Here is a 25639-nt window from a genome sequence, read left to right as displayed (position 1 = left end):
CGGCTCGCGCTCACCGAGCCTGTCTCATTGGAGCAGCAGCAGACCTACCGGACCTGCTGACAAGGCAGGTGATCTGGCGGGGTAGGCTGGCACTCCATGGCAACAAGCTCCGCTCTATGGTCCTTCGCCCTGGTTGTAGGGCTCCTCACTCTGACTCCGGGGCTTGATACGGCGCTGATCCTGCGCACGTCCGCCCTTGGCTGGCGCAAGCGGGCCTGGGGCGTCGTCCTCGGAATTCAGACCGGCACCCTGGTCTGGGGGGCTTTCACTTCCCTCGGAATAACCGCGCTTCTCACCGCCTCCCATCTGGCCTATTCGGCGTTGCGCTGGATCGGCGCCGCTTACTTGATCTGGATGGGGTTCCGCATGCTCCGGGACGCCTTCCGGAGGTTGCCCGCGGCAGACGCGGACGACTCCGTCTTGGCCACCGGCACGGACTCGGTCAGGAGCGGCTGGCGGCAGGGGACGCTCACCAACCTCCTGAACCCGAAGATGGGCGCCTTCTACGTCGCCGTCCTGCCACAGTTCATCCCTGCGGGCGCTGGCCACTTCACCATGGGCCTCCTACTGACCACGGTGCACATTCTCCTCGGCCTGCTCTGGTCTGCCGTCCTGATCGGCTTCGCCCGGGTCCTGCACGGCTGGCTCCGCAAACCCCAGGCCCGCCGTCTGCTCGACCGGATCACCGGTACGGTCATCGGCATCTTCGGAATCAGGCTGGCACTCAGCGACTGAGGTTCTGAAAGCCGAAGTCCATCGACCTGCTCCGCGTCGGACCCGGATCGAGATGAACACGACGTGACGTGAAGTGCGGCCCGGTGGGCGATGGCGAGCGTGTCCGTCCGCATGGACGGGCCGCGCCACTGCTTGAGCCGGACGATGCACCGCTCGACCGCGTTCCGCTGCTTGTACGTCTCCTTGAAAAGTCCGTAGTCGTCGGTGCTTTCGGCGCAACCGGAGCAGACGGCCGCCGGCCGTTCTGCCACGAAGGGGGAAGAGTTCTCCCCCGTCGGTGCCACGGTCACGGGGACCCTCACCACAGACCGGGTCATTTGTGCCGAAATATCACACAAGACCTGGGCAGGGCTCCGCAAGCACTGCTGCCGGCCGTGCCACACACGGCGCGCCCGAGTGCCCTGACAGGACGGCATTCTCCAGACGGCTCCGCGGTCACCGTCGCACGGGCACAGAGCCGTCAACAGGCCCCTGACGGCGGCTCTGTCCCCGCCTCCCGGAAGGACCGTTCACGGGAGTGACCGGCCGCTCTTGCGTGGGCGTTCGCGTGTGGCTATTGGCGGGCGTACACCACCAAAGGGCTGCCTGGGGCGTGGCGTGCGGTGATGATGTGGTCCTTGAATGTGAACAGGGCTGCCAGTTCGGTTTCCGTGCGGATCATGTCCAGGCCGGTGTCGATGTTCTCCTGCTCGTCGCCGTCGGTGGCGTCGAGGACGCGCAGCTGTTCGTGACCGTCCTTGCGGGAGCCCTGGTCGGAGAGGACGGTCACCCGGTCACCGGACACGTCGAGGCCGCGCAGGCCGCCCGCGACAGCCACGTTCTCCAGCCAGAGCCGTCGGCCGTCCTTGAGGTCGAAGGCGACGACACGGTCCCGGTACGCCGTGCGTGTCCGGCTCTCGGCTCCGACGTAGAGGCGCCCGTCATGGACCGACACGAGGGCGGGTGTGTGGGCCTGGAGGTCGCCGTAGTCGCCCTTGAAGTCGATCCGGGCCGTGGTCCTTCCGGCCTCGTCGAAGGCCAGGAAGGCGCCCGGCGCGAGTTCCCTCGTGGCGGTCTGCACCATCGCCGGTTCGGCGGACAGCAGGGCGAGTTGTCCGTCCGGTGCGGGCACCGTGCGGCTGCCGAGCGGCGCGGTCCAGCGCAGCCGGCCGTCGTCCGGGGCGAACGCGGCGAGGCTCAGGTCGGTGCGGTCGCAGGCGAGGAGGGCGACGACCTGCCGCTTCCCGGCCTCGACCTGCTCGGGGACGCAGCCCTCGGGGACGGCTGCCGTCCAGCGCTTGGCTCCGGTCCGCAGATCGAAGGCGCGCAGGGCCTTCGTACCGGGGATGCCGGGCCGCATAGCGATGGCCCAGTCGTCGTCGGCGTCCCGCAGGAGGGCCAGCCCGCCGCCCGCGGCCACCATCCCGGTGAACGTCTCGGTCAGTCGGCCCCCCGCCGTGCGGGCGGTGTGCCAGCGCTCGTGGCCGGTCGTGAGGTCGAGCGCGGCGACGGTCGTGCAGCCCTCGGGCGTGGTGCGGCCCCGTGCGATCAGCACGACGGAGTCGACCGCGTTCCGGCTGACCGCGCAGACGCGTTCCCGGCCGGGCGGGGCGTACTCCCAGCGCGCCTTGCCCGTATCCGCGGCGAAGGCGGTGACCTTGTCGTACCGGCTGCGGACGAGTGTGTCGCCGATCAGCCAGGCGCCGTTGCCGCGTTCCTCGACGATGTTGTCGGCCGGGGCCTCCCAGACGACGCTCAGCGAGCGTCCGAAGGCGGAGCAGCCGGTGGCCACGGCAACGAGGAACGCGACGGTCGTGAGAAGGCGGGTGCGTCCCCTTCTTCGCCGGCCTGCCCGTTCCCGTCCCGATACCCAGCGACCCTCCGGTCCGGGTGTCCGTCCCAGCGGCGCGTCGTCGGTCGTACGCGTAGTCATACTGCCCCTCCCCCTGGCCCGAGCATTCAGGCGACGCCAGCGTACGGGCGAGCCAGTGCATCGTGTCCCGCCGAACGCCTCGAACCCGGCGGAAGCCCCTGCCTGGCCCTACATCGACGGGACCAGCACGCCGACCGCTGCACGAGGGTCGCCGAGTTCACCCTGTCCTTCCGCGCAGACCACGGGGGCGGCCCCTCCTTCAAGCAACTGGGAGACTCCCTCGGCTGGGCGCTCACCCGGCCCGTTCTCGGCTTCACCGTGCTGTGCCTCGTGGCGAGCGGCTGACTGACGGGAACAGGCGAGGTTGCCTGGACGCTCCGCCCGGGTACATCCGCTCAGCCGTGCGGTATCACCCTTCCTGCGGCACGCACCCCAGCATTTCCCTAACAGCAGCACTGAGCTGACCGACCACTCCCGGATCAGGTCCGTTGCGTCTGCCCGCTGCAGGGTCGCCGCCTCGGAATGCCAGGTCACGAGCCCGGCTCGGAGGCGGAGGTGAAGCGGAGCTTGGTGGATGCGGTCTTCGCTGGGTCGGTCACCACCGGGATGCTCCCCGGTGGTGACCGAGAACCTGGTGTGAAGCGTGTGCGTGGGGGGCGTCATGACGGGATCGTTCCAGGTGGCGGACCGGCGACGACCGCGTTCCGGTCAACTTCGCCAGCCCCGCTGCCGGACAGGGCAGGGCAGGTTGATCACGACAGCTGTGAGGACTGTGCAGACACCGCCGAGCAGCGGCGTCGGTTCGGACGCCGGGCAACCTGCCGTACGCAGACGCCCCCTCCACCGACGTTGGACGGATTGTGCCGCTGAGCAGATGCTGAGGTTCTGGCCGCCAGGGCTGATGGCCGTTGACAGTTCCTGCCTTCCGGCCCGCTCAGCGGCGCCACCATCGGCGCCCTCTTGCGGGCCGGTCCGGGGTGAGGAGCGGTTCGATGGCTGGTGGCGGTGCGGTACGCTCCGCCGCCAGGCCTACCTTGCCCGGATGAACGCAGACCGGGGTGCGGTCATCGACGGTGTATCGGAAACCGTCCACGGGGTCGAATGGCCAGAGCCGGCTGGGGCGGTCGGCGACCACGAAGCCGGAACGTGGCAGCCGCAGAGCCGGGCAGAACCAGCAGCATGGGTAGTCGGATTCCGGGTCGATGAACGGGCTCTGTGCTTCGTTGGGCATGTCCGTCCAGCCAGTGGAAGGTTTGGTCGTCAGGGGCGGCGTGCTCCTCGGGCACCAGCCCGCCCCAGCAGGACGCCAGTTCACTGCGCTGAACGATGAGACGGCTGCGTGCGCCGGGCAGGCGCGCTGAGAGATCCCCGCTGATCACCGGCCCATCCTCCCTCATGTCGCGGGCCTGGCAGGCGCGTTCGGCGCAGTGCTGGGGAGCCGCCGCAGGATTCGGGCGCTGTGGAGTACGGTGCCCGGTCTCTTCGCTCCCCTGTGCCTGCACTTCGCCGGGCAGGCCGGGTCGGCTGCTCGGCGGCGGACCGCCGGTTCTGGTCGGGCCGTTGTGCCGTGCGCGGCAGGTAAGGGGAAGGGACGCGGTTCTTGCGGGCGGCAGACGGGCCCTGACGTGCGTTCCCTCCACGGTCGGTTCTGGAAGAATGCGGGAATGCACATCGACCAGCCGTCACCGGCTGATGAACCAGAAGTGCCTTGGTGGCACCAGGTCTTCCTGCGCGCTGTACCCGACTCCAGCGATCTGGCGAGGGAGGTTCGCTGCGCGGTCGACCATGGACTGCACGACCCCGTGGACACCGTGGAGATGGTCGCCGCCGCCGAGGAGACGACCGCGGCCGTGGTGACGGCACTGTCGTCTCCGTGGTCGCTCTACACCCCCCAGGATGCCGCGCACGTCGCCGCTGGCCTCTTCGTCCAGATGCAGCACCAAGCGGCAGCGCTCCAGGAACTCGGGCGCGCGGTCGAACGTATCGCGGGGCGCGGTGAGACTCTCCTGCCCTCCGAGGCCGGTCCCGGGCAGGAGGAGAATCTCGCCGATGCTCTGGCATCTCTCCAGTCGGCATCCGACCAGGTTGCCTCGCTGGCCGCACGGCATGCCCCCGTCATCGTGCGCGCGCTGGAGGCCGCACCCGCCTATGCCCCCATCCCGGCGAACATCCACGAGACCCTGGTGGCCGTCGCGGCGCTGCTCACAGAGCAGCACGACGGCACGGTCACTCTGAACCAGCCCCACGAGAGCGACGTGTTCGATGACCCGGAAGGGTTGGGGTGTGGCTGCGACATCACCCTCCACACCGACGACGAGGAGTACAACTTCCACCGCGGCGACAGTGAGTGGGCGCTCGTCAAGGAGTCCGACGGTCTCGAGTTCTCCGACGGGTCCGTCGCCTACGGCACGTACGAAACCCTGGCCGTGAGCCTCGAAACGCCCCACCCTCAGCAGCTCACCGACAGCGTCCTGCGGTTCATCGCGGACGATCAGCGTCCGTCGGACTTCATCGGCGGGCTGCGCAGCGTCCCCGCCGGCGGAGCCTGAGACTCTGCTGAGCCCTCATCGTCGGCTCCCGGGATACATCAGCGGCGACGCGTACGGGGAGTGGTACATCGAAGCCGGTCCGGTGCTGTTGCGGGCGCCGGTCCAGCTCGCCTTCGCACACGGACCCACCGACCATGGCACGGCGCTGATCTCTGGCTACGAGAATCTTGCCAGAGGCACGTGTGTGCAGAGGTGGGTACGAATGATCCGCCTTCGAGGGCAACGAGACTGAGATCGGCCGCATGGTGCGGCTGGAGGCATGAGACCCGGCGACCGAAACGGCGCATGCCGTCGGCCCCGAGCGGCGCCACGCAACCGATCCCTGGCCGGTGCAGACGACGCCTCGCGGATTCGGACGGCTGCCGCTGTCCGATGGTCCCGCTGAATCGGGCTGTACGCGGCGGAGTCATCGGCGACCGGCGGCGCGGGCCGGATCCGGGAGGCCATGTCCGTACCCGAGCCGTCCCGACTTGGGGCTCCCGGTCCGGCTCACCGTTGCCGATTTTGAATCCGTTTCATGCCGGACCTGGTGCCATTAGAGTTCGCAGATGATCTTTTCCTCTGCCCACCCGCGATCGGCCCTCAGGGCGACTACGAGCCATCCGGGCCGCTGATATGGCGCCCTTTGTGTACCGCATCACTCCGTACCACCCTGCTGAGCTCGACGCCGCAGCGGGCGCAGACAGCACGTTCATCGCGTATGAAACGAGGGAGCGCGTCGCTGCTGCCTGTGTGGCGGCCGTGGCCGGGTTCGCGCTCGATGACGCTGTCGAGCAGGTGACGATCGACAATCCCATGACTGAGGGATTCTTCTCCTTCTCCGTCCTCGCGGGAAAAGGGGGGCACGGGCTGAGCGGGCTCTTCCCCCATGACGGCGCCGGGTTCCACGACGGCGCGCGCGTCCCGCTCGCCACGGGGCTCGGGTTGCTGCGGGCGATGGTGCTGCGCGAGGGCGCCTGGTGCCGGCTGCAAGCAGACAATGGATTCTTCGTCCATGTCGGCGACCGGGACGACATTTACGTCGGCGGCGATCGGGACCAGCGGAACGCCGTCTCCCGCGCCCGCATGCTTGGGCTGTTCGCCGACCGGGTCGTGAGCTCGCCCTACGACCCCGCTCTCGACGAGACCGACGCCCCGCGGGCGGCCGACGAGGAGTTCTGGTCCGAGGTCGGCGCACTGGTCGCGGTCCGCGGCGGGGTCCTGCTGGAGGAGCGTCCGACCGGCAACGCCTACCGCTGGCACCGCCTGACGGCCGCTCACGAGGTGGACTCTGTGTGTGAGCGTCTGACCCCGCGGGCGCGGCTGGCGATATGGCCGGACCTGACGGACGACGTCGAAGCGATCCGCGCGACCGTCGTGCGCGGTGAACGCCTTCACCTGCTCGTGGAGCAGTATCCGGGCGGAGGGTTCTACGAGGCGCGTGTCGCCGAACCGGGCATGGGACGTGCAGACGTGCCGAATCCCCGGATCAGGGTGAGCCCGGGTCACCGCGTCGCGTTGGTTCCGCTGGAACAGGCTGATCGCCGGCCTCTTCTCGCGGCAGTGCTGCCCGACGGGGACGGTGTCCTTCGGGCACGCTGGCGCACCAATCGCACCCGGGCCGAGGAGCGGCGGACGTTCCTCGGCTCTCTGCGAGTGGGCGAGGCTGTCACCGGTGTTGTCGCGACGGGTCTCCATGACGTCGGGGTGTACGTACACCTCGATGGTGATCTGGGTCGTCACCTCGGCTTCCTCCGTGTTCCCGAGATGTCCTGGGCCCGTTTCGACTCGGTGGACGAGGTTGCTCCCGTCGGTCGAGAGATCCGCGCCGAGATCATCAGCATCGACTTCGCGCAGGAGCGGGTGAGCCTGTCGATGAAGGCACTGCAGCCCGACCCCTGGCAGCACTATGCCGATACCCACAAGGGCGGTGACACGGTCTCGGGCACTGTGACCGAGCTGGTGCCGTTCGGCGCGTTCGTCCAGGTGGAAGAGGGTGTCGAGGGCCTCGTCCACCTTTCCGAACTGGTCGATCACGACGTCGAACACCCGCAGGAGGTGCTCGCGACCGGCGACCAGGTCCGCGTGGTCATCCTTGACGTGGACCGCCAGCGTCGCCGCATCAGCCTTTCGCTCAAACGCGCCCGACGGGAATGACGGCAGCAGCACTGCGCGGGCCCTCAACGATCACGCCCAGTTGCGCCTCGATTCTGCTGCGCTGCCCCTCGGCCCACGCTGGAGCGGGTGAGCGCGGCGCGCCCCGCAACGCCCCGGCGGCCGCGCGGACGGCGGGGTGCGGGGTCTCAGGCCGCCGTGTTCGGCGGGGCCGGGGGCGGTCGTGTCGGGGCGAGCATCGGAGGCAGCGGCGGAAGCCGTGGAGGGCGCGCACGCGCTCAGGTGGAGAAAGTGAGCACGTCATGAGTTGGCCGACAGGAGAGACGGCGTTTGTCACCGGTGCGGCGTCGGGGATCGGGCTCGGGATCACCAGGGCGCTGGTCGCCGCGGGAGCCCGGGTGGCACTCGCGGACATCGACAGCGCGCGGTTGGCGGAGGCGGCCCGGGAGCTGACCACGGCGGGCGGCACGGTCACCACGGTGGAGCTCGATGTCAGTGACGCCGAGCAGTGGTCGGCCGCGGCCGACCAGGTGGAGGCGAAACTCGGTCCGGTGTCGATCCTGTGCAACAACGCGGGTGTCACCGGCGGCGGACCGATCGAGCAGACCTCCCTGGAACTCTGGCGCTGGATCCACCGGATCAACATCGAGGGCCAGTTCATCGGCGTCTCGACCTTCCTGCCCCGGATGCGTGACCGCGGCGGGCGCGCGCACATCGTGAACACCGCCTCGATGACCGCCCTGCTGCCCACCGCGGGTCTGGGCGCCTACACCTCCTCGAAAATCGCCAGCGTCGGCTTCTCGGCGGTGCTGCGCGACGAACTGCGCGGGACGGACATCGGCGTCTCCGTGCTGTACCCCGGCACCGTGGCCACCCGGATCAACCGGACGGCCGGGGCCGCGCAGGCGAAGCTCCTCGGCAGCGGGCCCGACGACGCGCTCACCGAGCAGATGGGCGCCGTCCTGGCCCAGGGAGCGGACCCGGACGTGGTCGGTGAGCAGGTGCTGGAGGCGGTCCTGGAGCGGCGCTTCCACATCCTCACCCACCGCGACTTCGCCCCGCTGGTCCGCGCGGTCCACGGCGAGTTGGAGCAGGCGTTCGCGGAGATGACCGACCGGCACGGCCCCGACCCGTCCGCCCGGATGCTGTCCGGTGGGCAGGACCCGCTCGGCTCGTAGCCGTCCGTCCGCCTGTCGCCCGGATCCCCGTCACCGGGGCGCTGTACGCTGGCGCTCCGGTGACGGGGAGTGAGCGGATGCGGGAGCACGTCGGACGGCCGGACGGCCCGGGGGTCGCCGAGGTCCTGAAGGTGGTCGCCCACTTCGACGCGCTCGCCCTGGCCGGTACCGGACCGGAGGGGCTGCTGCGCGGCGCCGCCGCGCTGTCCGGCGTCGTCGCGGGCACCGAGCGCCGGGGCCACCGGGTCATCCGGCGCGACCCCGACGGCCGGGCCCCCGTGGTGGAGCCGTCGGCCCGCTCGTGCGAACGGCCTTGCTCCACCGGGACGGTGTGGCTGGAGCGGGTCGGCCCGCCGCACGCCACCGACGCGCTGATCACCGAACGCCTCGCCGTCGCCCTCGACCTCGTCGAGGCCCGCAGCCACCGGCCCGGCACCCTGGAGACCGTCATCGATCCGGTCCGTTCCCGGGCCGAGCGGACCGCGGCCCTCACCGGACTGGCCTCACCCCGGCCACCCGGATCCGGATCGTCGCGACCCACGCGGACAACACCCCGGCGGCCGGCCCGGCAGCACTCGTCGCGACCCGGTACGGGCTGCTGCGCGCGGAGCTGCGCCACGGGGACGCGCCTCCCCCGGGCGGTCCGGCCGGGCTGGGCCCCTGGGTGCGGGCCGACCACGCTCCCGACTCCTGGGAGAGCGCGGTGATCGCGCTGCGGCTCACGGAACCCGCGGTCCCGGTGGTCGACGCCACCGATCTCGGCGCGCTGCTCATGCTCGCCCGCGCCCACGACCCGCAGGACCCGCATCCCGATGTCGCCGCCCTCGCCCGGCTGGACACCCGGACGGCCCGGGTGCTGCAGGTCCTGGTCGAGGCCGAGAGCCTTCGCGCCGCCGCGGCAACCCTCGGCATGCACCACTCCACCCTCCAGGCCCGGCACGTGACCCTGGTCCGCGATCTCGGCTACGACCCGCGCACCGCCACCGGCAAGGTCCGCTACGCCGCCGCCGAACTCCTCCTCCGCCTCACCGACCGGGATCCTCACGAGGGCGGGGACGAGGCAGCAGAGCGCTGAACGCGCCCGCCACGGGACCACCGGGCAGCAGCCGTTCCCTTCGGCCCCAGGGTGTTACGGCATCGTCGGCGCGACGCGTGGCGCAGGCCACCGTGCGCACACGGTCCCGGCAACTGCGCCCCCTCCCTCTTCAACCGGGGCCGCGTCGGCCGGTTGCGCACGCGGGCTCGGTCCCGTCCATGGAGGCGAGCACATCCGCGACGGGTCCACCGTCCGCAGCCCGACGCTGAACGCTCACCGAGAGCCTCGGGCCCCTTCAGTTCCTGACCGGGCGTCGGCCCGGGGAAGGCAGCGCGCACGGTCGAAGCCCTCGGCGTCCCGAGTGGGCGACGTCTGCGCCCAGGTCCAGCGCCCCGGCCAGTCGGCGAACGGCCGGCGTCAGGTGTCGGGCCGGCGTACCGAGCCCTTGGCCATCTCGACCCACGTCACGGAAATGCCGGCGCTGTCGCCGGTGCGCAGACGGCTGGGCAGAGCCCTCGACCTGTGACCGGACGTCGTCGTCCGCCGCGGCAAGCAAGCAGGCAGGCAGGCAGGTGGTCGAGGACGGGGACGAGCCCCTGCCGCCGGTCGGCGGCGTCGTCCACCCGACTCGACCGACTCCATCCGACTCCATCCGGCTCAAGCGACTCCACCCGGCGCTCCCTCCTGCCCCTCGACCCGACTCCATCCGACGTTCGACGTTCCCTCCTGCCCCTCGAATCAAATGGACGCCTCGTTCATTTCATGGTTATATGGACGTGGCGTTCATATAGAGCCATCAGTCAGCAAGGAGATCTCATGAACACGTCCGCACCCGACCGCGTCGCTCTCGTCACCGGCGGCTCCGGCGGCATCGGCCGCGCGGTGGCGGAGAGGCTGGCCAAGGACGGGGTATCGGTCGCCGTCCACTACTCCGGCAACCAGGCCAAGGCGGAGGAGACCGTCGCGGCCATCACCGCGTCCGGCGGCCGGGCGCTCGCCGTGGGCGGCGACGTCGCCGACGAGAATGCGATGCGTTCCGCCTTCGAGACCGTGACGTCCGCGTTCGGCGGCATCGACGTCGTGGTCAACACGGCCGGCATCATGATCCTCGCCCCGGTCGAGACCTTCGACCTCACCGAGCTGGACCGGATGCACCGCACCAACATCCGCGGCACGTTCGTCGTCAGCCAGCAGGCCGCGCGCACGCTGCGTCCCGGCGGCGCGATCATCAACTTCTCCACGTCCGTGGTCCGCACCCAGTTCCCCCAGTACAGCGCCTACGTCGCCAGCAAGGCCGCCGTCGAGGCCATGACCCTCGTCCTCGCCAGGGAGCTGCGCGGCCGCGACATCACGGTCAACGCCGTGGCCCCCGGCCCCACCGCCACCCCGCTCTTCCTCCAGGGCAAGGACGAGGAGACCGTCGACAGGCTCGCCAAGGCCGCCCCGCTGGAACGCCTCGGCCGGCCCGAAGACATCGCCGAGACCGTCGCCTTCCTCGCCGGCCCCGCCCGCTGGGTCAACGGCCAGGTCATCTACGCCAACGGCGGCCTCGCGTAGCCCGGTCGCACCCACCCCTCACTGAAGGTTTCCCCATGGCCCCCACAGGCAACGTCATAGTCATCACGGGTGCGTCCAGCGGTTTCGGCGCACTCACCGCCCGAGCCCTGGCCGACGCCGGTCACACGGTGTACGCGGGCATGCGCCACACCACGGGCCGCAACGCGCCGCAGGTCCAGGCCGCGACCGACTACGCCGCCGCGCATGGCGTGGACCTGCGCACCGTCGAACTCGACGTGAGCACGCAGGACTCCGTCGACGCCGCCGTCGCACAGGTCGAGGCCGAGGCCGGGCGTATCGACGTACTCGTCCACAACGCCGGCCACATGGCCACCGGCCCCGCCGAGGCCTTCCCGCCGGAACAGCTCGCAGAGCTGTACGACGTCAACGTGCTCTCCACCCAGCGCGTCAACCGCGCCGCCCTGCCCGGCATGCGCCGCCGGGGCCGGGGGCTCGTTCTCTGGGTGTCCAGCAGCAGCGTCAAGGGCGGCACTCCCCCATACCTCGCCCCCTACTTCGCGGCCAAGGCCGCCATGGACTCCCTCGCCGTGTCCTACGCGGCCGAGCTGGCCCGTTGGGGCATCGAGACCACGATCGTCGTACCCGGCTCGTTCACCAGCGGCACCAACCACTTCGCCCACTCCGGCCGCCCCGCGGACACCTCCGTCGAGGCCGAGTACACGACCAGGTATCCCGGGCTCATGGACCAGGTCGCGGACAAGCTGGCGGCCCTCGCCCCCGAAGGCGCGGACGCGTCCATGGTGTCCGAGGAGATCGCGCGCATCGTCGCCCTGCCGGCGGGCGACCGGCCCTTCCGCGTGCACGTCGACCCCGCGGACGACGGGTCGAAGGAGGTCTCGGACACCGCGGACCGTATCCGCGCCACGTTCCTCCGGCGGATCGGCCTCGCCGACCTGCTGAGCGGCGCGCACTGACCATGAACCGATGGCGTACGGGTCTCGGCCCGCACGCCTCCGGTACGGACCGCAGCGTCGCCACCCCCTCACCACACCCAGGAGCCCCCGTGTCAGAGACAGCGAAAGAACCTGCGAGCAGAGGCCGCGGACGGCGACCCGCCGACGAAGTCCGGGCGGAGGTCCTGCACACGGTCGGCGAACTGCTCCTGACGGAGGGGATGGGCCGGCTCACCTTCGAGCGGATCGCGAAGGCGTCGGGCGCCAGCAAGACCACCCTCTACAAGTGGTGGCCGTCCGTCGGCGCGCTCGCCCTCGACGGCTACTTCCATGCGGTCGAGGACACCCTCGCGTTCCCCGACACCGGGGACATCCGAGCGGATCTGCTCACCCAGCTGCACGCCTTCGCCGAGGTCATGACCCGCACACCCGGCGGACGCGTCCTCACCGAGCTCATCGGCGCCTCGCAGACCGATCCGCAGCTCGCCGTCTCGTACCGCACCCTGTACTCGGCCCACCGCCGCAGGCTCGCGGGCGAGCGGCTGCGGCGCGCCCAGTCGCAGGGGCAGATCCGCGCCGAGGTCGACGTGCAGGTCCTGGTGGACCAGCTCTGGGGCGCGGTGTACCACCGGCTCCTGATACCCGATGAGCCGGTCACCGAGGGCTTCGTCACCGCCCTCGTCGACAACCTCCTCCACGGGGTCGCCGCCCGTCCGACACCCGGATCGCCCGGCTGAACGGGAAGACCGCCGAGCGGCACAGCCGTTCCAGACATGAGGAAGCTCTCTTTTTTCATTCGAATGACGACCTCTTGCGGTGATGCATTCATGTCAATACAGTTCCCCGCGTAAAGTTGCGGCGCTTCCGGCGGTCCGTTCGCGGCCGCCGGGCGCCGCAGGGGTCAACCGATCGAAGGGGCTCTCGGTGGGATTCACGCGGCGCACGTTCTTACAGGCGGCGACAGCGGCCGGGCTGGCAGGAGCCGTCGGAGCCGGGGAAACGGCGCTCGCGAGCGCGGCCTCCGCGGCCGGCGGTCAGGGCGACGTGGTCGGCAAGGTGACCGTGGGGTACCAGGGCTGGTTCGCCTGCAAGGGCGACGGCGCGCCGATCGACGGCTGGTGGCACTGGGCGCGGAACTGGGGGGAGACGCCTTCCCCGTCCAACCACGCCATCGTCGCCTGGCCCGATGTACGTGACTACCCGGCCACCTACCGGACCGCCTTCGGCAACCTCGGCAACGGGCTGCCGGCCTCGCTGTTCTCGTCCTACGATCAGTCCACCGTCGACGTGCACTTCCGGTGGATGAAGCAGTACGGCATCGACACCGCGGCCCTCCAGCGGTTCAACCCCACCGGCGGGGAGGGGCCGACGCGCGACGCGATGGCGGCCAAGGTGCGCGCCGCCGCGGAGGCCGAGGGCGTCACGTTCTACATCATGTACGACGTGTCCGACTGGACGACCATGCAGACGGACATCAAGGCCGACTGGACCGCCAAGATGCGGACGCACACCGCCTCTTCCGCCTACGCCCGGCAGAACGGCAAACCGGTGGTGTGCATCTGGGGCTTCGGCTTCAACGACGCCCAACGGCCGTTCACCCCGGAAGCGTGCCTCGACGTGCTGAACTGGTTCAAGGCCCAGGGCGTCTACGTCATCGGCGGCGTTCCGACATGGTGGCGGACCGGCGACCGGGACTCCCGGCCGGGCTTCAGCGGCGTCTACCACGCCTTCGACATGCTCTCGCCGTGGCTGGTCGGCCGGATCGGCAACGCCGCGGACGCCGACAACTTCTACAACGCCGCCACCCTGCCCGACCTCGCCGAGTGCACCGCGCACGGCATCGACTACCAGCCGTGTGTCCTGCCCGGCGGAGTCACCGAACGGCAGCGCGCCCACGGCGACTTCATGTGGCGGCAGTTCTACAACATGGGCCGGGCCGGGGTGCCCAGCGTCTACATCTCCATGTTCGACGAATACAACGAGGGCAACCAGATCGCCAAGACCGCGGAGTCCCGGGACTGGGTTCCGGCCGGATCGGGCTTCCTCGCGCTCGACGAGGACGGCACCGCCTGCTCGTCCGACTACTACCTCCGGCTGACCGGCGACGGCGGCCGCATGCTCAAGGGGCTGCTCCCCGTCACCCCCACCCGGCCGACCCCGCCGCTCGGCGGCAACGGCAACCAGCCACCGACCGCCCCCGGCAGTCCGCACGCCACCACGGTCACCGACACCACCGTGGCGCTGGCCTGGACCGCCTCGACGGACGACTCCGGCATAACGGGCTACCGCGTACGCCGAATCACCGGCGACACGGCCACCCCTGTGGGCACCGTTCCGGGGAGCAGCACCACGTACACGGTGAGCGGTCTCGCCCCCTCGACCTCCTACACCTTCGACGTCCAGGCGCTCGACTCGGCAGGCTCCGTCTCCCCGGCCTCGGCCCGGGTCACCGTCACCACCGCGGCCGGCGACGGCACCCCCACGGGCGACCTGGCCCTGCGCCGGCCGGTCTCGGAAAGCAGCCACACCCAGACGTACAGCGCGAGCAACGCCGTGGACGGCGATGCGGGCACCTACTGGGAGAGCGCCAACCGCGCCTTCCCCCAGTGGCTCCAGGTCGACCTGGGCACCACCACGGACGTCCGTCGCATCGTCCTCGCGCTGCCGCCGTCCACCAACTGGTCCGCCCGCACGCAGACCATCACCGTCCAGGGCAGCACCGACGGCACCTCCTTCTCCGTCCTGCGCGCCAGCGCGGACTGCGCCTTCGACCCGCTCACCGGGAACACCGCCACGCTGACCCTGCCCGCCGCCACGACCACCCGTCACCTCCGCCTCGTCTGCACCGCCAACACGGGCTGGCCCGCGGGCCAGCTGGCCCAGCTCCAGGTGTACGGCGCGTGATCCGCGCGGCGTGATGGCAGTACGACAGCAGGCTCGCCCAGGAGTCCGAGGACTCGCGGCAGCCGTCGGCCATCGCGATGATCTCCTTGGCTCCGTCCGCGGGCACGCCCGTGACGGCTGGGATCGCGGCCTTCGCCACCTCCAGCCGTATGCACAGGTGGATACCGTCGGCCCAGACGAAGACGTAGGCCGTGGTGGACAGGTCGCGGTCGCTGAACGCCTTGTGGTCGGCTTGCCAGTGGGCGGTCAGCCGGGTGACTGTAGCCGGCGACAGGGCGGCCGAGGAGCCGAGAAACATGGCGGCAGGATCACCGAGAAGAGCCGCTTGCGTTCGCCGGTTGCCTGGTCGACGCGTTTGTCGTTGACGCGCGGGGCGTTCATCTCGACCGTCCCGGCCGCGGTGGTCACCGTTCTCGCGTGATCAGGGGTGATGGACCGGAACGGAGACACCGGTGAGACGTTCGGCCTCGGCCCACAGGCGCGCCGCGACGTCCTTGTCCTGGGCGCTGCGCGGCACAGCGGTCGCCTTGGTCGGGCCGACCATCGCCCAGCGGGGGCCGTAGTAGCCGCCCGCCACGGCGTCGGGGCTGGTGGCCGCGTACAGCAGGGGCTCTGCGCCCTGCTGCGGGCCCTGCGACGGGACGATCTTGTAGAGGATCGATTCGATGAGGCCGGGGCGGCCGCCGTTCAGGGTGGGTCCGGACGTCATCAGGTTGGTGCGTGTGTAGCCGGGGTGGGCGCCTGCCGACAGCAGGGGCCAGTCGTAGCGCGAGGCGAGTTCGGCGAGATGGATCATCATCAGCATGTCGGCGAGCTTGGACTGGGCGTAGGCCCTGGTGGGGCTGTAGGCGCGGCTCGACTGCAGGTCGTCGAAGTCGATGCGGGCCCGGTTGGCGGTGCCGCTGCTCATCGTCGCCACCCGCGGCGCGGATGCGGCCAGCAGCAGCGGCACGAGCTGGACGGTGAGGGCGAAGGGACCGAGGAAGTTGCTGCCCAGTTGCAGTTCGAAGCCGTCGGCGGTCTCGGTGCGCTGGGGCACGTTCATGACGCCGGCGTTGTTCAGCAGCAGGTCCAGCGGTGCGCCCTCGGCCGCCAGGCCGTCGGTGAACTCACGGACCGACGACAGGTCGGCCAGGTCCAGTCGGCGGACCTCCACCCGGGCGTCCGGGTGCGCGGCGAGGATCTCGTCGCGGGCCAGCTCGCCCTTGGCGGGCGTACGCGCCGCGAGGAGGACCCGAGCGCCGGCGCCGGCCAGTCGCTTGGCGGCTTCCTTGCCCGTGCCGCTGTTCGCGCCGGTCACCACGGCGAGCTTTCCGTGCTGGTCAGGAACCTGGTACATGACGAAACCCCATTAAGGACTGCCGGTATCTTGTCTCCGATCCACGGTAACGGACCACCGGTACGTACGCAAAGTACCGGCGGTTTGTAATATGGACCCGTGACCTTTCAACGCGCCCGCACCGATGAACAGCGCAGCCAGCGACGGCGCCAGATCCTGGACACCGCGGCAGCGATGCTGACCGAAATGCCGGTCGCGAAGCTCAGCCTGAACGAGCTGAGCCGCCGCGTCGGCCTGGCCAAGGCGAACGTGCTCCGCTACTTCGAATCCCGCGAGGCCGTGCTGCTCGACCTGCTCGACACCGAGATCCACGCCTGGATCACCGAACTGGAGCGAACACCGGCGGACGGTCACGGCACCGCGCGCGAACGCGGAGACGCTCTGGCCGACCTGCTCGCCACGTCGATGGCGCGGCGCCCCGTGCTGTGCGACCTGTTCAGCGCACAGGGCGCGGTGCTGGAACAGAACATCTCCACCGAGACCGGCATCCGCCACAAGCGTGCCGCCCGGGAATCACTGCAGAGCCTGGTCCGGCTGGTCCTGCGCCATGTCCCCGAACTCGGCGCCGAGGGCGCGGCCGCGCTGGTGGAAACGACTCTGCTGATGGCCATGTCCGCCTGGCAGTGCAGTCGCCCTTCGGACGCGATGCTCGCGGTCTACGCCTCGGACCCCGAACTCGCCTCCATGCGCCTGGACTTCACCGACCTGGTCCGCCGCGCAACAGCTGTGGCCGCCACCGGCCTACTGGCCCGACGCCAACAGTCCGCCGGCGCCGACCCAGCCGGCTGACGGGCGTCCACTTCGCTCTGCGCTTGCAGGCATCCCGTTCCCCGTCGCCCGCTCGCATAGCCTCCCGCTTCGCCTCCTCCCGGAGCGGCGCATAGGCGCTGTTGCCCAGGTCGTGGTCTCCCGGTGGTGTGTACCCGGATCGACGGCGCCACCCGGCCGACGGCCTGCACCCGCGAATTGCGCACGCCGAGTGGCGATTGACGCTCGGATCGGCCTTCGGGGTTGGAGGAGTTGCTGCTCCCGTCACACACACAGCTCCTACGTGCGGCTTTCCCGCCGACGTACCCAGCGCGGGACGGCGGGTGGTCCTCTATCGTCGAGCCCGCTGCGACATCCCTCGTCATCCCCCGTCACCGAACTGCGCGCCCTCGGCGACAACGCCCCGCGCTGATCACCGTCGGCGGAGCGCGATGCCGGTGTCCTGGAGCCGGACACCGGGCACGCGCCCCAGCGCGGATGCCCTCACTTCTCTCGGCTGCAGGGCATCCGGATGTCCGGGACCCCGTCTACCGCACTCGTGCAGAGGTTGGGACGCGGGCTCTCCTCCACGGGCGGGACGGCCCGCTCCTACTCGACGGTGTCCGTCAAGGCGACGGTGAGCGTGTCCTCGTCACGGGTGAGGTGTTCGATGGTGATCGAGCCCTCGGCTCCCTTGTAGTTTCCGGTACCGCCGGTGATCGCGAACTCGTGGGTCCACTGGCGTGAGTTGACGGGCAGTTCGGTCACGGCAGGAAGCGGGCGCTGGAATGCGGTGGAGGCGGTGATCATGCCGTCTTCAAGAGCCAGGACCAGCGTCGCCATGACGTAGGAGCCGTCGGGTCCTACGCTCACGGGCAGGCAGTGCGCGTTCTCGGTGCCCACGCTGCGGCCCTCGGCGTCCGTCAGGTCGTAGCGCACGTAGTACGGGACCCCGGTCGTCAGGATGTCGGGGATGTTTGCGCCCGTACGCCTGCCCTTCAGGGTGATCAGGCGGTCGGCCCTCGGGGTCGCACCGGCGGCTCCGGCCGATTCGGCCACCAGCCCTCCGGTGATCGCAGCCGCCGAGGTCAGCTGCAGCATGCTTCTGCGGTTCATGTGGGTCACCCTTGCTCGTCGTGTGCGTGGGCTGCGCGCTCGCACCCCATGGGTAACGGCGTCCGGGGGCGGAACGGGTCGCCCTCGGCCGGAAGATCACCGGAACGCAGGAGCCCGCCGGGAGTGCACGTACGCATGGCAGGGTGGCCGTATGAAGATCACCGTACGTACCGCCGCCGGGCACGACCTTCCCGCGCTCCTCGCCCTTTACGGTGAGCTGAATCCGGACGACTCCGACCTGCCCCGGGAGACCGCCGGGATCATCTGGAAGCGCATCGCGTCCCAGGAGGGTCGGACCGTTCTGATCGCCGAGACGGAGGACGCGGTGGTGGGTACGGCCGACTGCCTCGTCATGCCGAACCTGACCCGGGGCGGCCGGAGCATCCTCTTCGTCGAGAACGTCGTTGTCGCCGGCGCCGGCCGTCGCCGGGGCGTCGGGCGGCACCTGCTGGAGGCGGCCGTGCGGCTGGGCGAGGAGGCCGGATGCTACAAGGTGCAGTTGCTCGCGGCCGACGACGCGTATGTGCACACGTTCTACGCGGCCTGCGGCTTCGAGCCGTTGGCCCAGGGCTTCCGGCGCTACATCGGGCGGGCGGCGTGAGCCGTAACGGTGCTCAGTTCGGGCGGCATGCCCGAGCAGGTTCGCGGGCTCACGGCCGCGGCAGACAGCGGCGTGGGTCAAACACCTGTTTCGGGGCTCCCGTGGCTGGGTGAGTGAGTGCGGGGCCGGTGTTCGGGGGGTTTGACCGGCGCTCAATCCCTTGACCCGGCCCGTACGGTGTTCGCATGAAGGACACCTTGATCAACGAACTCCGCACCGCGTACGACGCCCAACTCCGTGGTGTCACACCGCCGGGCGGCAGCGCCCGCGTCGAGAAGGACGGCCCCTTGACCCGTGTCGTCGGTTGGCACCGTGGCTTCGTCACCGGGCCACGCGACCTCGGTGTGCGCGGGGAAGAGCTCGACGCGCTCATAGCGCGACAGCGTGACTTCTACGCTGCTCGTGGTGAGGCGGTCGAATGGAAGACGCGCGCCCACGATCTCCCCGCCGACCTCACGGACCGGCTCACGGCGGCCGGCTTCGTCGCCGAGGAGAGCGAGACCGTGCTCATCGGGAAGTCAGCGGACCTGGCCTCCGACCCCGTCCTGCCCGACGGCGTGACCCTCCGCCGTGTCACCGCCGGATCGGACCTCCAGCGCATCGCCGCCATGGAGAGCACGGTCTGGGGCGAGGACTGGGGCTGGCTGGCCGACGACCTGGCGGCCCGGATCGAGAACGCCCCGGAGAACACGGTCGTCCTCGTCGCCGAAGCAGGTTCCGAAGTGGTCTGCGCCGCCTGGCTGGTGTTCAAGGACGACGTCGACTTCGGCGGCCTCTGGGGCGGCTCGACGCTCAAGGAATGGCGCGGTCAGGGCATCTACCGGGCCATGGTCGCCCGCCGAGCCCAGATCGCTGCCGCCCGTGGCGTCCCGTACGTCTATGTCGACGCCTCGTCCGACAGCGCCCCGATCCTCACCCGTCTTGGCCTGCACGCGGTCACCACGACGACACCGTACGTCTGGTCTCCCTGAGCGCAGCTGGCGAAGTAGGCTCCTCGGCCCGCGCCTCGCCCACCGCACGTCTCAAGGGCGAGGCGCGCTCCAGCTGCGCGCCGCCTTGGCGGACGGACCCGCGCCCATTCCAACCGCCTCGTCTCCAATCGAACCGGAGCTGAGTGCGCGGTCGGGGGCAGCGCAGCTGTGCGGCAACCGGGGTGCCTAGTCTTGCGGCATGGATGACGGAGTCGACCGTGTGGAAGGCGGCTGGGACCTCCGCTCGATGCGTGGGACCGCCATCGGAGAGGTGATCGTCGGCGACGCCCTGCGGCTCCGCACCGGATCTAACCAGGTCGAGGTTCACGGTCCCGCCGAACTGGCGACGGACCACGAGGCCGTGCCCGTTCACGCGTCCACACGGACCAACCTCGACCGTCTGCCGCAGCTACTCGATCAGGTGGTCGCCGAGGTCTACGCGGCTGATTCGGGCAGCCTGCGAATGCGTTTCGCCAGCGGGTGGTGTCTGGACGTGCCCACTTCCTCCGACGCCCGCGGCTGGGTCGTCGCGCTGCGGGGCAGTTGCTTCATCCGGTCACTGCCCGGGGGCGGCGTGAGCGTGCCCGACCGGCCACGGGCATGAACGTCGGGCTCGGGAGGGGTGGACGGGCCGAGAACAGCCTCACCGGGGTGCGGTCGATTCCGGCAGTGTGCGCCTTCGGATTCCGGTGCTGTCGGACGAACGTGTCACCCCTGGGCACCTTCGAGCGCGCGGTTGTGCTCCCGGACCGCGATCCGGGCCAGCTTGGTCAGCATCATGCCGTTGCGGATCTCGATGAGGTAGTCCACGGGCAGGCCGTGCATCCGGATGCCGGGTCCGCGCAGTGCGTGCCAGTCGAGAACGAAGAGTGTGGCGTCGCCCCAGGGCACCAGCTTCATCGCGATGCGGGCCGCGCCGAACGGTTGTGCTCTCGCCTCCAGCTCCAGGCGGCGCTCGGGTTCGCAGATACGGACGACGCAGGTGTCGTCGACGACCAGCCGGCCGACGCCGACGCGGACGCGCAACCGGGCACCCACCTGGGGCCAGTGCGGGTCCGCGTCGAGGACTTGCTGAGTGCCGGTCACCCATTCCCCGTACCGGTGCCCGTTGGACAGCAGGCTCCAGACCTCGGAGGGGGTGCTCAGAATCAGACGACGGTTCCGGGCCATGCTGAACACGCTCCCTACGGACAGCGGCGAGGACAGAACGGGTTCGCCGTCTCCGGCGCGCCCCTCGACACTAGCCCGGCCGTTCTGCGGCCTTCGGGGAACGCGCCGGGCCGTGAACCGTCCGGGCGAAGCACTGTCCGCGCCGCGGCGCGCCTCCTCTCATTCCGGCCGGAAGGGCCGTTGCGGGGCGAGGTACGCCATGAGGACGACCGGGTCCTGGAAGGCTCCGAGGGCCACATCGACGCCGTCGATGAGGAAACGTTTCTCGCAGGAACTCGGACAGCCATGTTCGGCCAGGGCGGGCATCGCGCCGGCTTCCCCGGGCCGGCCCATGTTCTGCATGGCCTCGGTGAACGGACGGAGCAGGTCGAAGGTGCTCGACGCCATCGGCCCGCCCCCGCCCCCGCCGCCTCCGGGGACCGCGGCATCCGTCTCGACAATGGCCGTGAGGCGTTGGGCGAACTCTCCTTCGAGGCGTTCGAGCGTGTCGAGCAAACCGGAGAGCGACGAGGCCTGCGGGCTCGCCGCCGGCTCGGATCGACCGACGGCGTGGGGCGGCTGGAATTCAACGTCAGTCCGGAAAATCAAGTGGTCATCCATGTGCACGACCACTCAACGAGCCCGTCCCTGTCGCGGAACGCCACGCCCGGATAACTCACCCGACATGACGACCGTTTCTGTCGCAGGCCCATCGGCCCAAGGGGGCGTAGAACCCCGCATCCCCGGCATGGCCGCCGGTCCTCCGGGCCGGAGATCGAGCGTTCGGCAGTCGGGCTCGAACTCGTGACGGACGGTTCGCTCACACGTTCCGGTCCGAAAGCTTCAACCTGTTGTGGCGGTCGGTGCCAGAGTGCGCACGACGTCGAACTCGTTGCCTTCGGGATCGGCCATGACCGTCCAACTGCGGGCGGGTCCCTGGCCCACGTCGATCCTGGTGGCGCCGAGGGCGAGCAGTCGGGCGACTTCCTCGTCGGTGGTCGCGTCGATGGGGCTCACGTCGAGGTGCAGGCGATTCTTGACCGTCTTGTTCTCCGGCACCTGGATGAACATCAGCGTCGGCGGCATCTGGCGGGCCCGTACGGCTTCGGCGGTCGGTTCCCAGGAGCCGATCTCGACCGTGTCCTCGGTCCGGTCGAGCACGGTGAAGTCCAGGACTTCGCACCAGAAGGCGGCCAGGCGGTGCGGGTCGCGGCAGTCGACAACCAGTTCGGTGAACCTGCTGGTCATGGCTTCTCCAGGTCGGTGGTGGTGGAGGAGGAGACGGGGGTGCTGAGGATGCCGTCGAACGCGTCGGTGACCGCGGCCTCCTGGTGGATCCCCTGCATACGGATGCGGGCGGGGGCTCCGGGGCTCTCGGACGGGGACCGGCGGAGGTCGGCGATCGCGAGTCCGAGGCCGGCGTCGGCGAAGGCCGCTTCGATGCTTCCGGGTGCGGGGGGTTCCAGCGGGGTGTCGTGGAGGGTGAATCCGAAGGGTGCGCTCTCGTCGCGACGCATGTCGGCGGTGTGACCGGTGATGCTGGTCAGGCCGAGGGCGTAGTACGAGTCGCCGAGGGCCTCGTGGAGGTGCTGTCCCATGGGAAGCCCGGTGAGGCGGCCGTCGAAGGCGATCGGTGTCTTCTGAATGTGTGCGTTGTGTGCCATCAGGACGACGCGGTCCGTGGGGGCCAGTCGGTCGAGGTGCCACAGAAGTGACTCCGCCATGAAGAGGTCACGGGCGGACGTGTCGGCGGTGAGACCGTCTCCGGTGAAGAGGGCGGCCATGGCGCGGAACGTGTAGTCGCCGTGGCAGGCGGCCTCCAGGCATCGCAGGGCGGTGTCGTAGGCGTCCCGGTCCGCGCGCGAGAGGTAGAGCGGTTTCAAAGAGCGGAATCGGATGAGCAGCCGTGCCAGGAGCGCGGTGAGGTTGTCCTGTTCGCCGGTGGTCAGGCGCGCCCACGCGGGTGCGGCCACGGCTGCCGAGTCACCGGCGAAGGACGCGGCGATCGTGGTCGCGTGCCGGATCGCGGGCAGGGTTTCCGGGTCGACGCGCCCGAGGTAGTCGGCCAGCGGAGCCAGGGCGGGGAGCAGGGAGCCGCCGGCCGCCGGGATGTCGATTCCCGCGAAGCGGACCTGCCGGGCGGCGGTGCGGTTGTGTCCGCGGAGATAGCGCGCCGGCTCCTGGAGTCCGATGGGGACCGCGGTGGCCAGGAGCTCGGAGAGGCCGTCGTCCGCTCCCGTACCGCGCGTCCAGGCATCCAGCGGCAGGGCTTCGCAGAAGCCGTACTCGAAGGCCAGGACGGTGAAGCCGCAGCGTTCGACGAGGAAGCGCAGGATGCGGCCGCGCAGGGCGGCGAACTCGTCGATGAAGTGGGAGTGTTCGCCGACGGCGACCACGCGGACGCCGTCGAGGATGTCACGCAGTGGTTCCAGGTCGTCCAGGGGTGCTGCCGGGTCGAGGTGGGCGAGCGGGGTGGCATGGCCGGCGAGCCAGTCGGTGAACGGGGGCCGGTCGGGGGCGGGCGGCATGGTGGGGGTTCTCCTCCGGAGGGATGGGCGAGGCGTGCGGGCGCGGGGCTCAGGGGTGCCGGGAGGTGGGGGCCGCGTCGCGCAGTTGGTCGACGCTGCCGGACATGAGGGTCCGCACGTGCCGGCTGATGTGCTCCGGGGGCCAGTCCCACCAGGCCAGTTCGAGGAGCTGGGCGATGTCCTCCGCGCTGTAGCGGGTGCGGACGAGCCGGGCCGGGTTTCCGCCGACGATGCCGTAGTCGGGCACGTCCTTGGTGACGACCGAGCCGGCGCCGATGATCGCGCCGTGGCCGATGCGTACGCCGGGCATCACGGTCGTGCCGTGGCCGAACCAGACGTCGTTGCCGACGACGGTGTCCCCGCGGCTGGGCAGCCCGGTGAGCAGGTCGAAGTGCGCGGACCAGGAACCGCCCATGGTGGGGAACGGGAAGGTGGAGGGGCCGTCCATACGGTGGTTGGCCCCGTTCATGAGGAACCGCACCCCCGTGCCGAGTGCGCAGAACTTGCCGATGACCAGCTTCTCGGGCCCGTAGTGGTAGAGAACGTTGCGCGTCTCGAACGCGGTGGGGTCGTCGGGGTCGTCGTAGTACGAGTACTCCCCCACCTCGATCAGCGGGGACGTGACCAGTGGCTTGAGCAGCACCACCCTCGGCTGGTCGGGCATGGGGTGCAGGACGGTGGGATCAGCGGGTACGTGCATGTCGGGCGTCCTCATCGTGTGCGAGCGGTCGTACGTGGCCGGTGGCCGGCAGGTGGTGCGGATTCTCGTCGGTCCGAGGGTGCCCGAACCAGGTCGAGAGGGAGTGCCGCAGTGTCGGCAGCAGAGTGTCGGAGGGCGCGCCGACGGGTGCGGCCCAGGCGATGCGGGCGTCCGGACGGATCAGGAGGGCGTCGGCCGGCCGGTCGTCGGTTCCGGCCGTGCGGATGTCGACGCGGTGGGCCCATCCCGCGGCGGCTTCCCGGAGTTCCCGGCGGTCCGCGAGGTCGAGGAGCAGAGGGCGCGCGGGGTGCATCAGTGCGCCGACACTGCTGGTGCCCCGGTCGGTGTCCAGAGGGAGATCGGGTGCGAAGGTGCCGGTCAGTGCGCGCGGGGCGCCCTCGGACAGCGGGTATCGGGTGTCGGCTTCGGCGACGAGGGCTCCGATGCGGCGCTGGGGTGCCTCGTCGGCGAGCAGTTCCCGGAAGACTTCGCGGAGGGCTTCCGCGGCGGTGTCGTGGCCGCGCCGCAGTGCCATCTGGGCGCGGGTGTGCAGCAGTGTCCGGGCTCCCGCGGCGTGGCGCTCCGTGTGATACGAGTCCAGCAGCCCGGATGGTGCCCAGCCGTGAACCTCGGCGGCCAGCTTCCACGCGAGATTGACCGCGTCGAGCATGCCGGCGTTGAGCGCGACGCCGGTCGCGGGGAACTGGTGGGCGGCGTCGCCCGCCAGCAGGACGCGGCCCTCCCGGTACCGGTCGGCGTGCCGGTCCTGGAACTGGTAGCGCGACAGGCGCAGCGGCTCGCCCAGAGGAAGAGTCGCACCCAGCACCCGGCGCACGCTGCCCTGGAGTTCGTCCAGGGTCATCGGCGCGTCGTCCTCGTAGGTGGTGTCCTCGTCCTCCGTCGTGGAGATCAGCATCACCTCGGAGGTGAGCCAGCCGAACCCGAGTACGCCGTGGCCGTTCCGGGTGAACCCCGGACTCAGTCGGCCCAGTGACGGCACGTCGAGGTCGCCGTTGTCGTGGCGCACCGCTCCCTCGGCCGGGGTGACCTGGGCCAGCCGGTTGACCTCGGGGCAGGTGCTCCCGGGGAAGCGGATGCCCGCCATGTCGCGTACACCGCTGCGCGAGCCGTCGCAGCCGATCAGGTACTGGGCGCGTACCCGGTACGGGCCGTCCGGGCCGTGCACGTCGGCGGACACACCGTCCCGGTCCTGGGTGAATCCGGTCAGCTCGTGGCCGCGACGGATCCGGGCGCCCAGTCGTTGGGCGCGCCCTTCCAGCAGGCGCTCCAGACGCGGCTGCGGGATCTGGACCGCGGTCATCGGCGGGTCCGCCAGACCGCTGAGGTCCAGGTGAACGTTTCCGAACGGAAAGCGAGGAACGGGGTGGGGGTCGGTGGCAGCCTCGTGCAGTTCGGTCAGCATGCCGCGGAAGTGCAGCAGCTCCAGGACCTGCCCGCCCAAGCCGTTCGCCCGCGGTGTCTCGCGCAGGTGAGGCCGCCGCTCCAGGAGCAGGGACCGCACGCCTGCGGTACGCAGTTCGCCGGCGAGCATCAGGCCCGTCGGCCCCGCGCCCACGATGATCACATCAGTGTCCACACACCCATCCTTCACTACGACACGGCACGTGCCGTGCCGTTCTGGGGAGAGCGTGCCGCGAGCACCCGGGTC

At 70.4% G+C, this 25639-nt stretch carries 23 protein-coding genes and 2 pseudogenes; 14 read left to right on the top strand and 11 right to left on the bottom strand.

Annotation, left to right across the window (positions count from 1 at the left end):
• Positions 1 to 96: 96 nt before the first annotated feature.
• Positions 97 to 735: a LysE family translocator gene (locus ACZ4FH_RS32085; protein WP_467309292.1), complete on the top strand. Its 639-nt coding sequence runs from the start codon at positions 97 to 99 to the stop codon at positions 733 to 735.
• A 59-nt stretch (positions 736 to 794) separates the two neighbouring features.
• Here the strand turns inward: ACZ4FH_RS32085 and ACZ4FH_RS32080 are convergent.
• Positions 795 to 917 (bottom strand): annotated as a pseudogene (locus tag ACZ4FH_RS32080) (IS5/IS1182 family transposase); the annotation flags it as partial.
• Positions 918 to 1288: 371 nt separating this feature from the next.
• On the bottom strand, positions 1289 to 2506 hold the full coding sequence (locus tag ACZ4FH_RS32075; protein WP_467309291.1) for an outer membrane protein assembly factor BamB family protein: 1218 nt from the start codon (positions 2504 to 2506) through the stop codon (positions 1289 to 1291).
• A gap of 1745 nt (positions 2507 to 4251) precedes the next feature.
• Between ACZ4FH_RS32075 and ACZ4FH_RS32070 the strand changes: the two genes are divergently transcribed.
• From ACZ4FH_RS32070 to ACZ4FH_RS32030, 9 genes are all read left to right on the top strand, one after another.
• On the top strand, positions 4252 to 5136 hold the full coding sequence (locus ACZ4FH_RS32070) for a hypothetical protein (protein WP_467309290.1): 885 nt from the start codon (positions 4252 to 4254) through the stop codon (positions 5134 to 5136).
• Positions 5137 to 5763: 627 nt separating this feature from the next.
• Entirely contained in the window at positions 5764 to 7272 is a 1509-nt protein-coding gene (locus tag ACZ4FH_RS32065; protein ID WP_467309289.1) for a S1 RNA-binding domain-containing protein, read from the top strand.
• 260 nt (positions 7273 to 7532) lie between these two features.
• On the top strand, positions 7533 to 8408 hold the full coding sequence (locus tag ACZ4FH_RS32060) for an SDR family NAD(P)-dependent oxidoreductase (protein ID WP_467309288.1): 876 nt from the start codon (positions 7533 to 7535) through the stop codon (positions 8406 to 8408).
• A gap of 77 nt (positions 8409 to 8485) precedes the next feature.
• Positions 8486 to 9115: a hypothetical protein gene (locus tag ACZ4FH_RS32055; protein WP_467309287.1), complete on the top strand. Its 630-nt coding sequence runs from the start codon at positions 8486 to 8488 to the stop codon at positions 9113 to 9115.
• The gene (locus ACZ4FH_RS32050; RefSeq protein WP_467309286.1) at positions 9112 to 9483 is read left to right on the top strand and encodes a hypothetical protein; all 372 of its coding nucleotides are present in this window, start codon (positions 9112 to 9114) and stop codon (positions 9481 to 9483) included. The genes ACZ4FH_RS32055 and ACZ4FH_RS32050 overlap by 4 nt, the downstream gene beginning before the upstream one ends.
• A gap of 777 nt (positions 9484 to 10260) precedes the next feature.
• The gene (locus ACZ4FH_RS32045; RefSeq protein ID WP_467309285.1) at positions 10261 to 11001 is read left to right on the top strand and encodes an SDR family oxidoreductase; all 741 of its coding nucleotides are present in this window, start codon (positions 10261 to 10263) and stop codon (positions 10999 to 11001) included.
• 35 nt (positions 11002 to 11036) lie between these two features.
• Positions 11037 to 11936 (top strand): SDR family oxidoreductase, encoded by a 900-nt coding sequence (locus ACZ4FH_RS32040; protein WP_467309284.1) that lies wholly within the window; start codon positions 11037 to 11039, stop codon positions 11934 to 11936.
• Positions 11937 to 12025: 89 nt separating this feature from the next.
• Entirely contained in the window at positions 12026 to 12652 is a 627-nt protein-coding gene (locus ACZ4FH_RS32035; protein ID WP_467309283.1) for a TetR/AcrR family transcriptional regulator, read from the top strand.
• 187 nt (positions 12653 to 12839) lie between these two features.
• Positions 12840 to 14819, top strand: coding sequence for a discoidin domain-containing protein (locus ACZ4FH_RS32030; RefSeq protein WP_467309282.1), 1980 nt, complete (start codon positions 12840 to 12842; stop codon positions 14817 to 14819).
• On the opposite strand, the pseudogene ACZ4FH_RS32025 reads toward ACZ4FH_RS32030, so the two are convergent.
• Both ACZ4FH_RS32025 and ACZ4FH_RS32020 read right to left on the bottom strand, forming a co-directional pair.
• Positions 14803 to 15233: pseudogene (locus ACZ4FH_RS32025) on the bottom strand (transposase); the annotation flags it as partial. The gene ACZ4FH_RS32030 and the pseudogene ACZ4FH_RS32025 overlap by 17 nt on opposite strands.
• 7 nt (positions 15234 to 15240) lie before the next feature.
• A complete protein-coding gene (locus ACZ4FH_RS32020) occupies positions 15241 to 16158 on the bottom strand; it encodes an SDR family oxidoreductase (RefSeq protein WP_467309281.1) in 918 nt (305 codons plus the stop codon).
• Between the two features lie 99 nt (positions 16159 to 16257).
• Here ACZ4FH_RS32020 and ACZ4FH_RS32015 point away from each other — a divergent pair, with 99 nt between their 5' ends.
• Entirely contained in the window at positions 16258 to 16947 is a 690-nt protein-coding gene (locus tag ACZ4FH_RS32015; protein WP_467309280.1) for a TetR/AcrR family transcriptional regulator, read from the top strand.
• Between the two features lie 567 nt (positions 16948 to 17514).
• Here ACZ4FH_RS32015 and ACZ4FH_RS32010 read toward each other — a convergent pair.
• Entirely contained in the window at positions 17515 to 18021 is a 507-nt protein-coding gene (locus tag ACZ4FH_RS32010) for an allene oxide cyclase barrel-like domain-containing protein (protein ID WP_467309279.1), read from the bottom strand.
• A gap of 151 nt (positions 18022 to 18172) precedes the next feature.
• On the opposite strand from ACZ4FH_RS32010, the gene ACZ4FH_RS32005 reads away from it, so the two are divergent.
• The 3 genes from ACZ4FH_RS32005 (at position 18173) to ACZ4FH_RS31995 (ending at position 20197) form a co-directional block, all read left to right on the top strand.
• On the top strand, positions 18173 to 18622 hold the full coding sequence (locus tag ACZ4FH_RS32005) for a GNAT family N-acetyltransferase (RefSeq protein ID WP_467309278.1): 450 nt from the start codon (positions 18173 to 18175) through the stop codon (positions 18620 to 18622).
• A gap of 185 nt (positions 18623 to 18807) precedes the next feature.
• A complete protein-coding gene (locus ACZ4FH_RS32000; RefSeq protein WP_467309277.1) occupies positions 18808 to 19593 on the top strand; it encodes a GNAT family N-acetyltransferase in 786 nt (261 codons plus the stop codon).
• 199 nt (positions 19594 to 19792) lie between these two features.
• Positions 19793 to 20197, top strand: coding sequence for a DUF6188 family protein (locus ACZ4FH_RS31995; RefSeq protein WP_467309276.1), 405 nt, complete (start codon positions 19793 to 19795; stop codon positions 20195 to 20197).
• Positions 20198 to 20301: 104 nt separating this feature from the next.
• On the opposite strand, the gene ACZ4FH_RS31990 is transcribed toward ACZ4FH_RS31995, so the two are convergent.
• From ACZ4FH_RS31990 to ACZ4FH_RS31965, 6 genes are all read right to left on the bottom strand, one after another.
• Complete coding sequence (locus tag ACZ4FH_RS31990) at positions 20302 to 20763, bottom strand: SRPBCC family protein (protein WP_467309275.1); 462 nt, start codon at positions 20761 to 20763, stop codon at positions 20302 to 20304.
• A 159-nt stretch (positions 20764 to 20922) separates the two neighbouring features.
• A complete protein-coding gene (locus tag ACZ4FH_RS31985; RefSeq protein ID WP_467309274.1) occupies positions 20923 to 21363 on the bottom strand; it encodes a hypothetical protein in 441 nt (146 codons plus the stop codon).
• A gap of 222 nt (positions 21364 to 21585) precedes the next feature.
• Positions 21586 to 21990, bottom strand: a complete 405-nt coding sequence (locus ACZ4FH_RS31980; RefSeq protein WP_467309273.1) for a VOC family protein — start codon at positions 21988 to 21990, stop codon at positions 21586 to 21588.
• Positions 21987 to 23270 carry an erythromycin esterase family protein gene (locus tag ACZ4FH_RS31975; RefSeq protein WP_467309272.1) on the bottom strand — a complete coding sequence of 428 codons (1284 nt, stop codon included), beginning with the start codon at positions 23268 to 23270 and terminating at the stop codon, positions 21987 to 21989. The genes ACZ4FH_RS31980 and ACZ4FH_RS31975 overlap by 4 nt, the downstream gene beginning before the upstream one ends.
• Positions 23271 to 23319: 49 nt before the next feature.
• Complete coding sequence (locus ACZ4FH_RS31970; RefSeq protein WP_467309271.1) at positions 23320 to 23970, bottom strand: CatB-related O-acetyltransferase; 651 nt, start codon at positions 23968 to 23970, stop codon at positions 23320 to 23322.
• On the bottom strand, positions 23954 to 25567 hold the full coding sequence (locus tag ACZ4FH_RS31965) for an FAD-dependent monooxygenase (RefSeq protein WP_467309270.1): 1614 nt from the start codon (positions 25565 to 25567) through the stop codon (positions 23954 to 23956). Before ACZ4FH_RS31965 ends, ACZ4FH_RS31970 begins: the two co-directional genes overlap by 17 nt.
• Positions 25568 to 25639: the final 72 nt, after the last annotated feature.

The sequence above is a fragment of the Streptomyces sp. NPDC024555 genome (assembly GCF_055559335.1).
The sequence above is the reverse complement of the archived record's forward strand: the minus strand, read 5'-3'. Positions and strand labels throughout refer to the sequence as shown.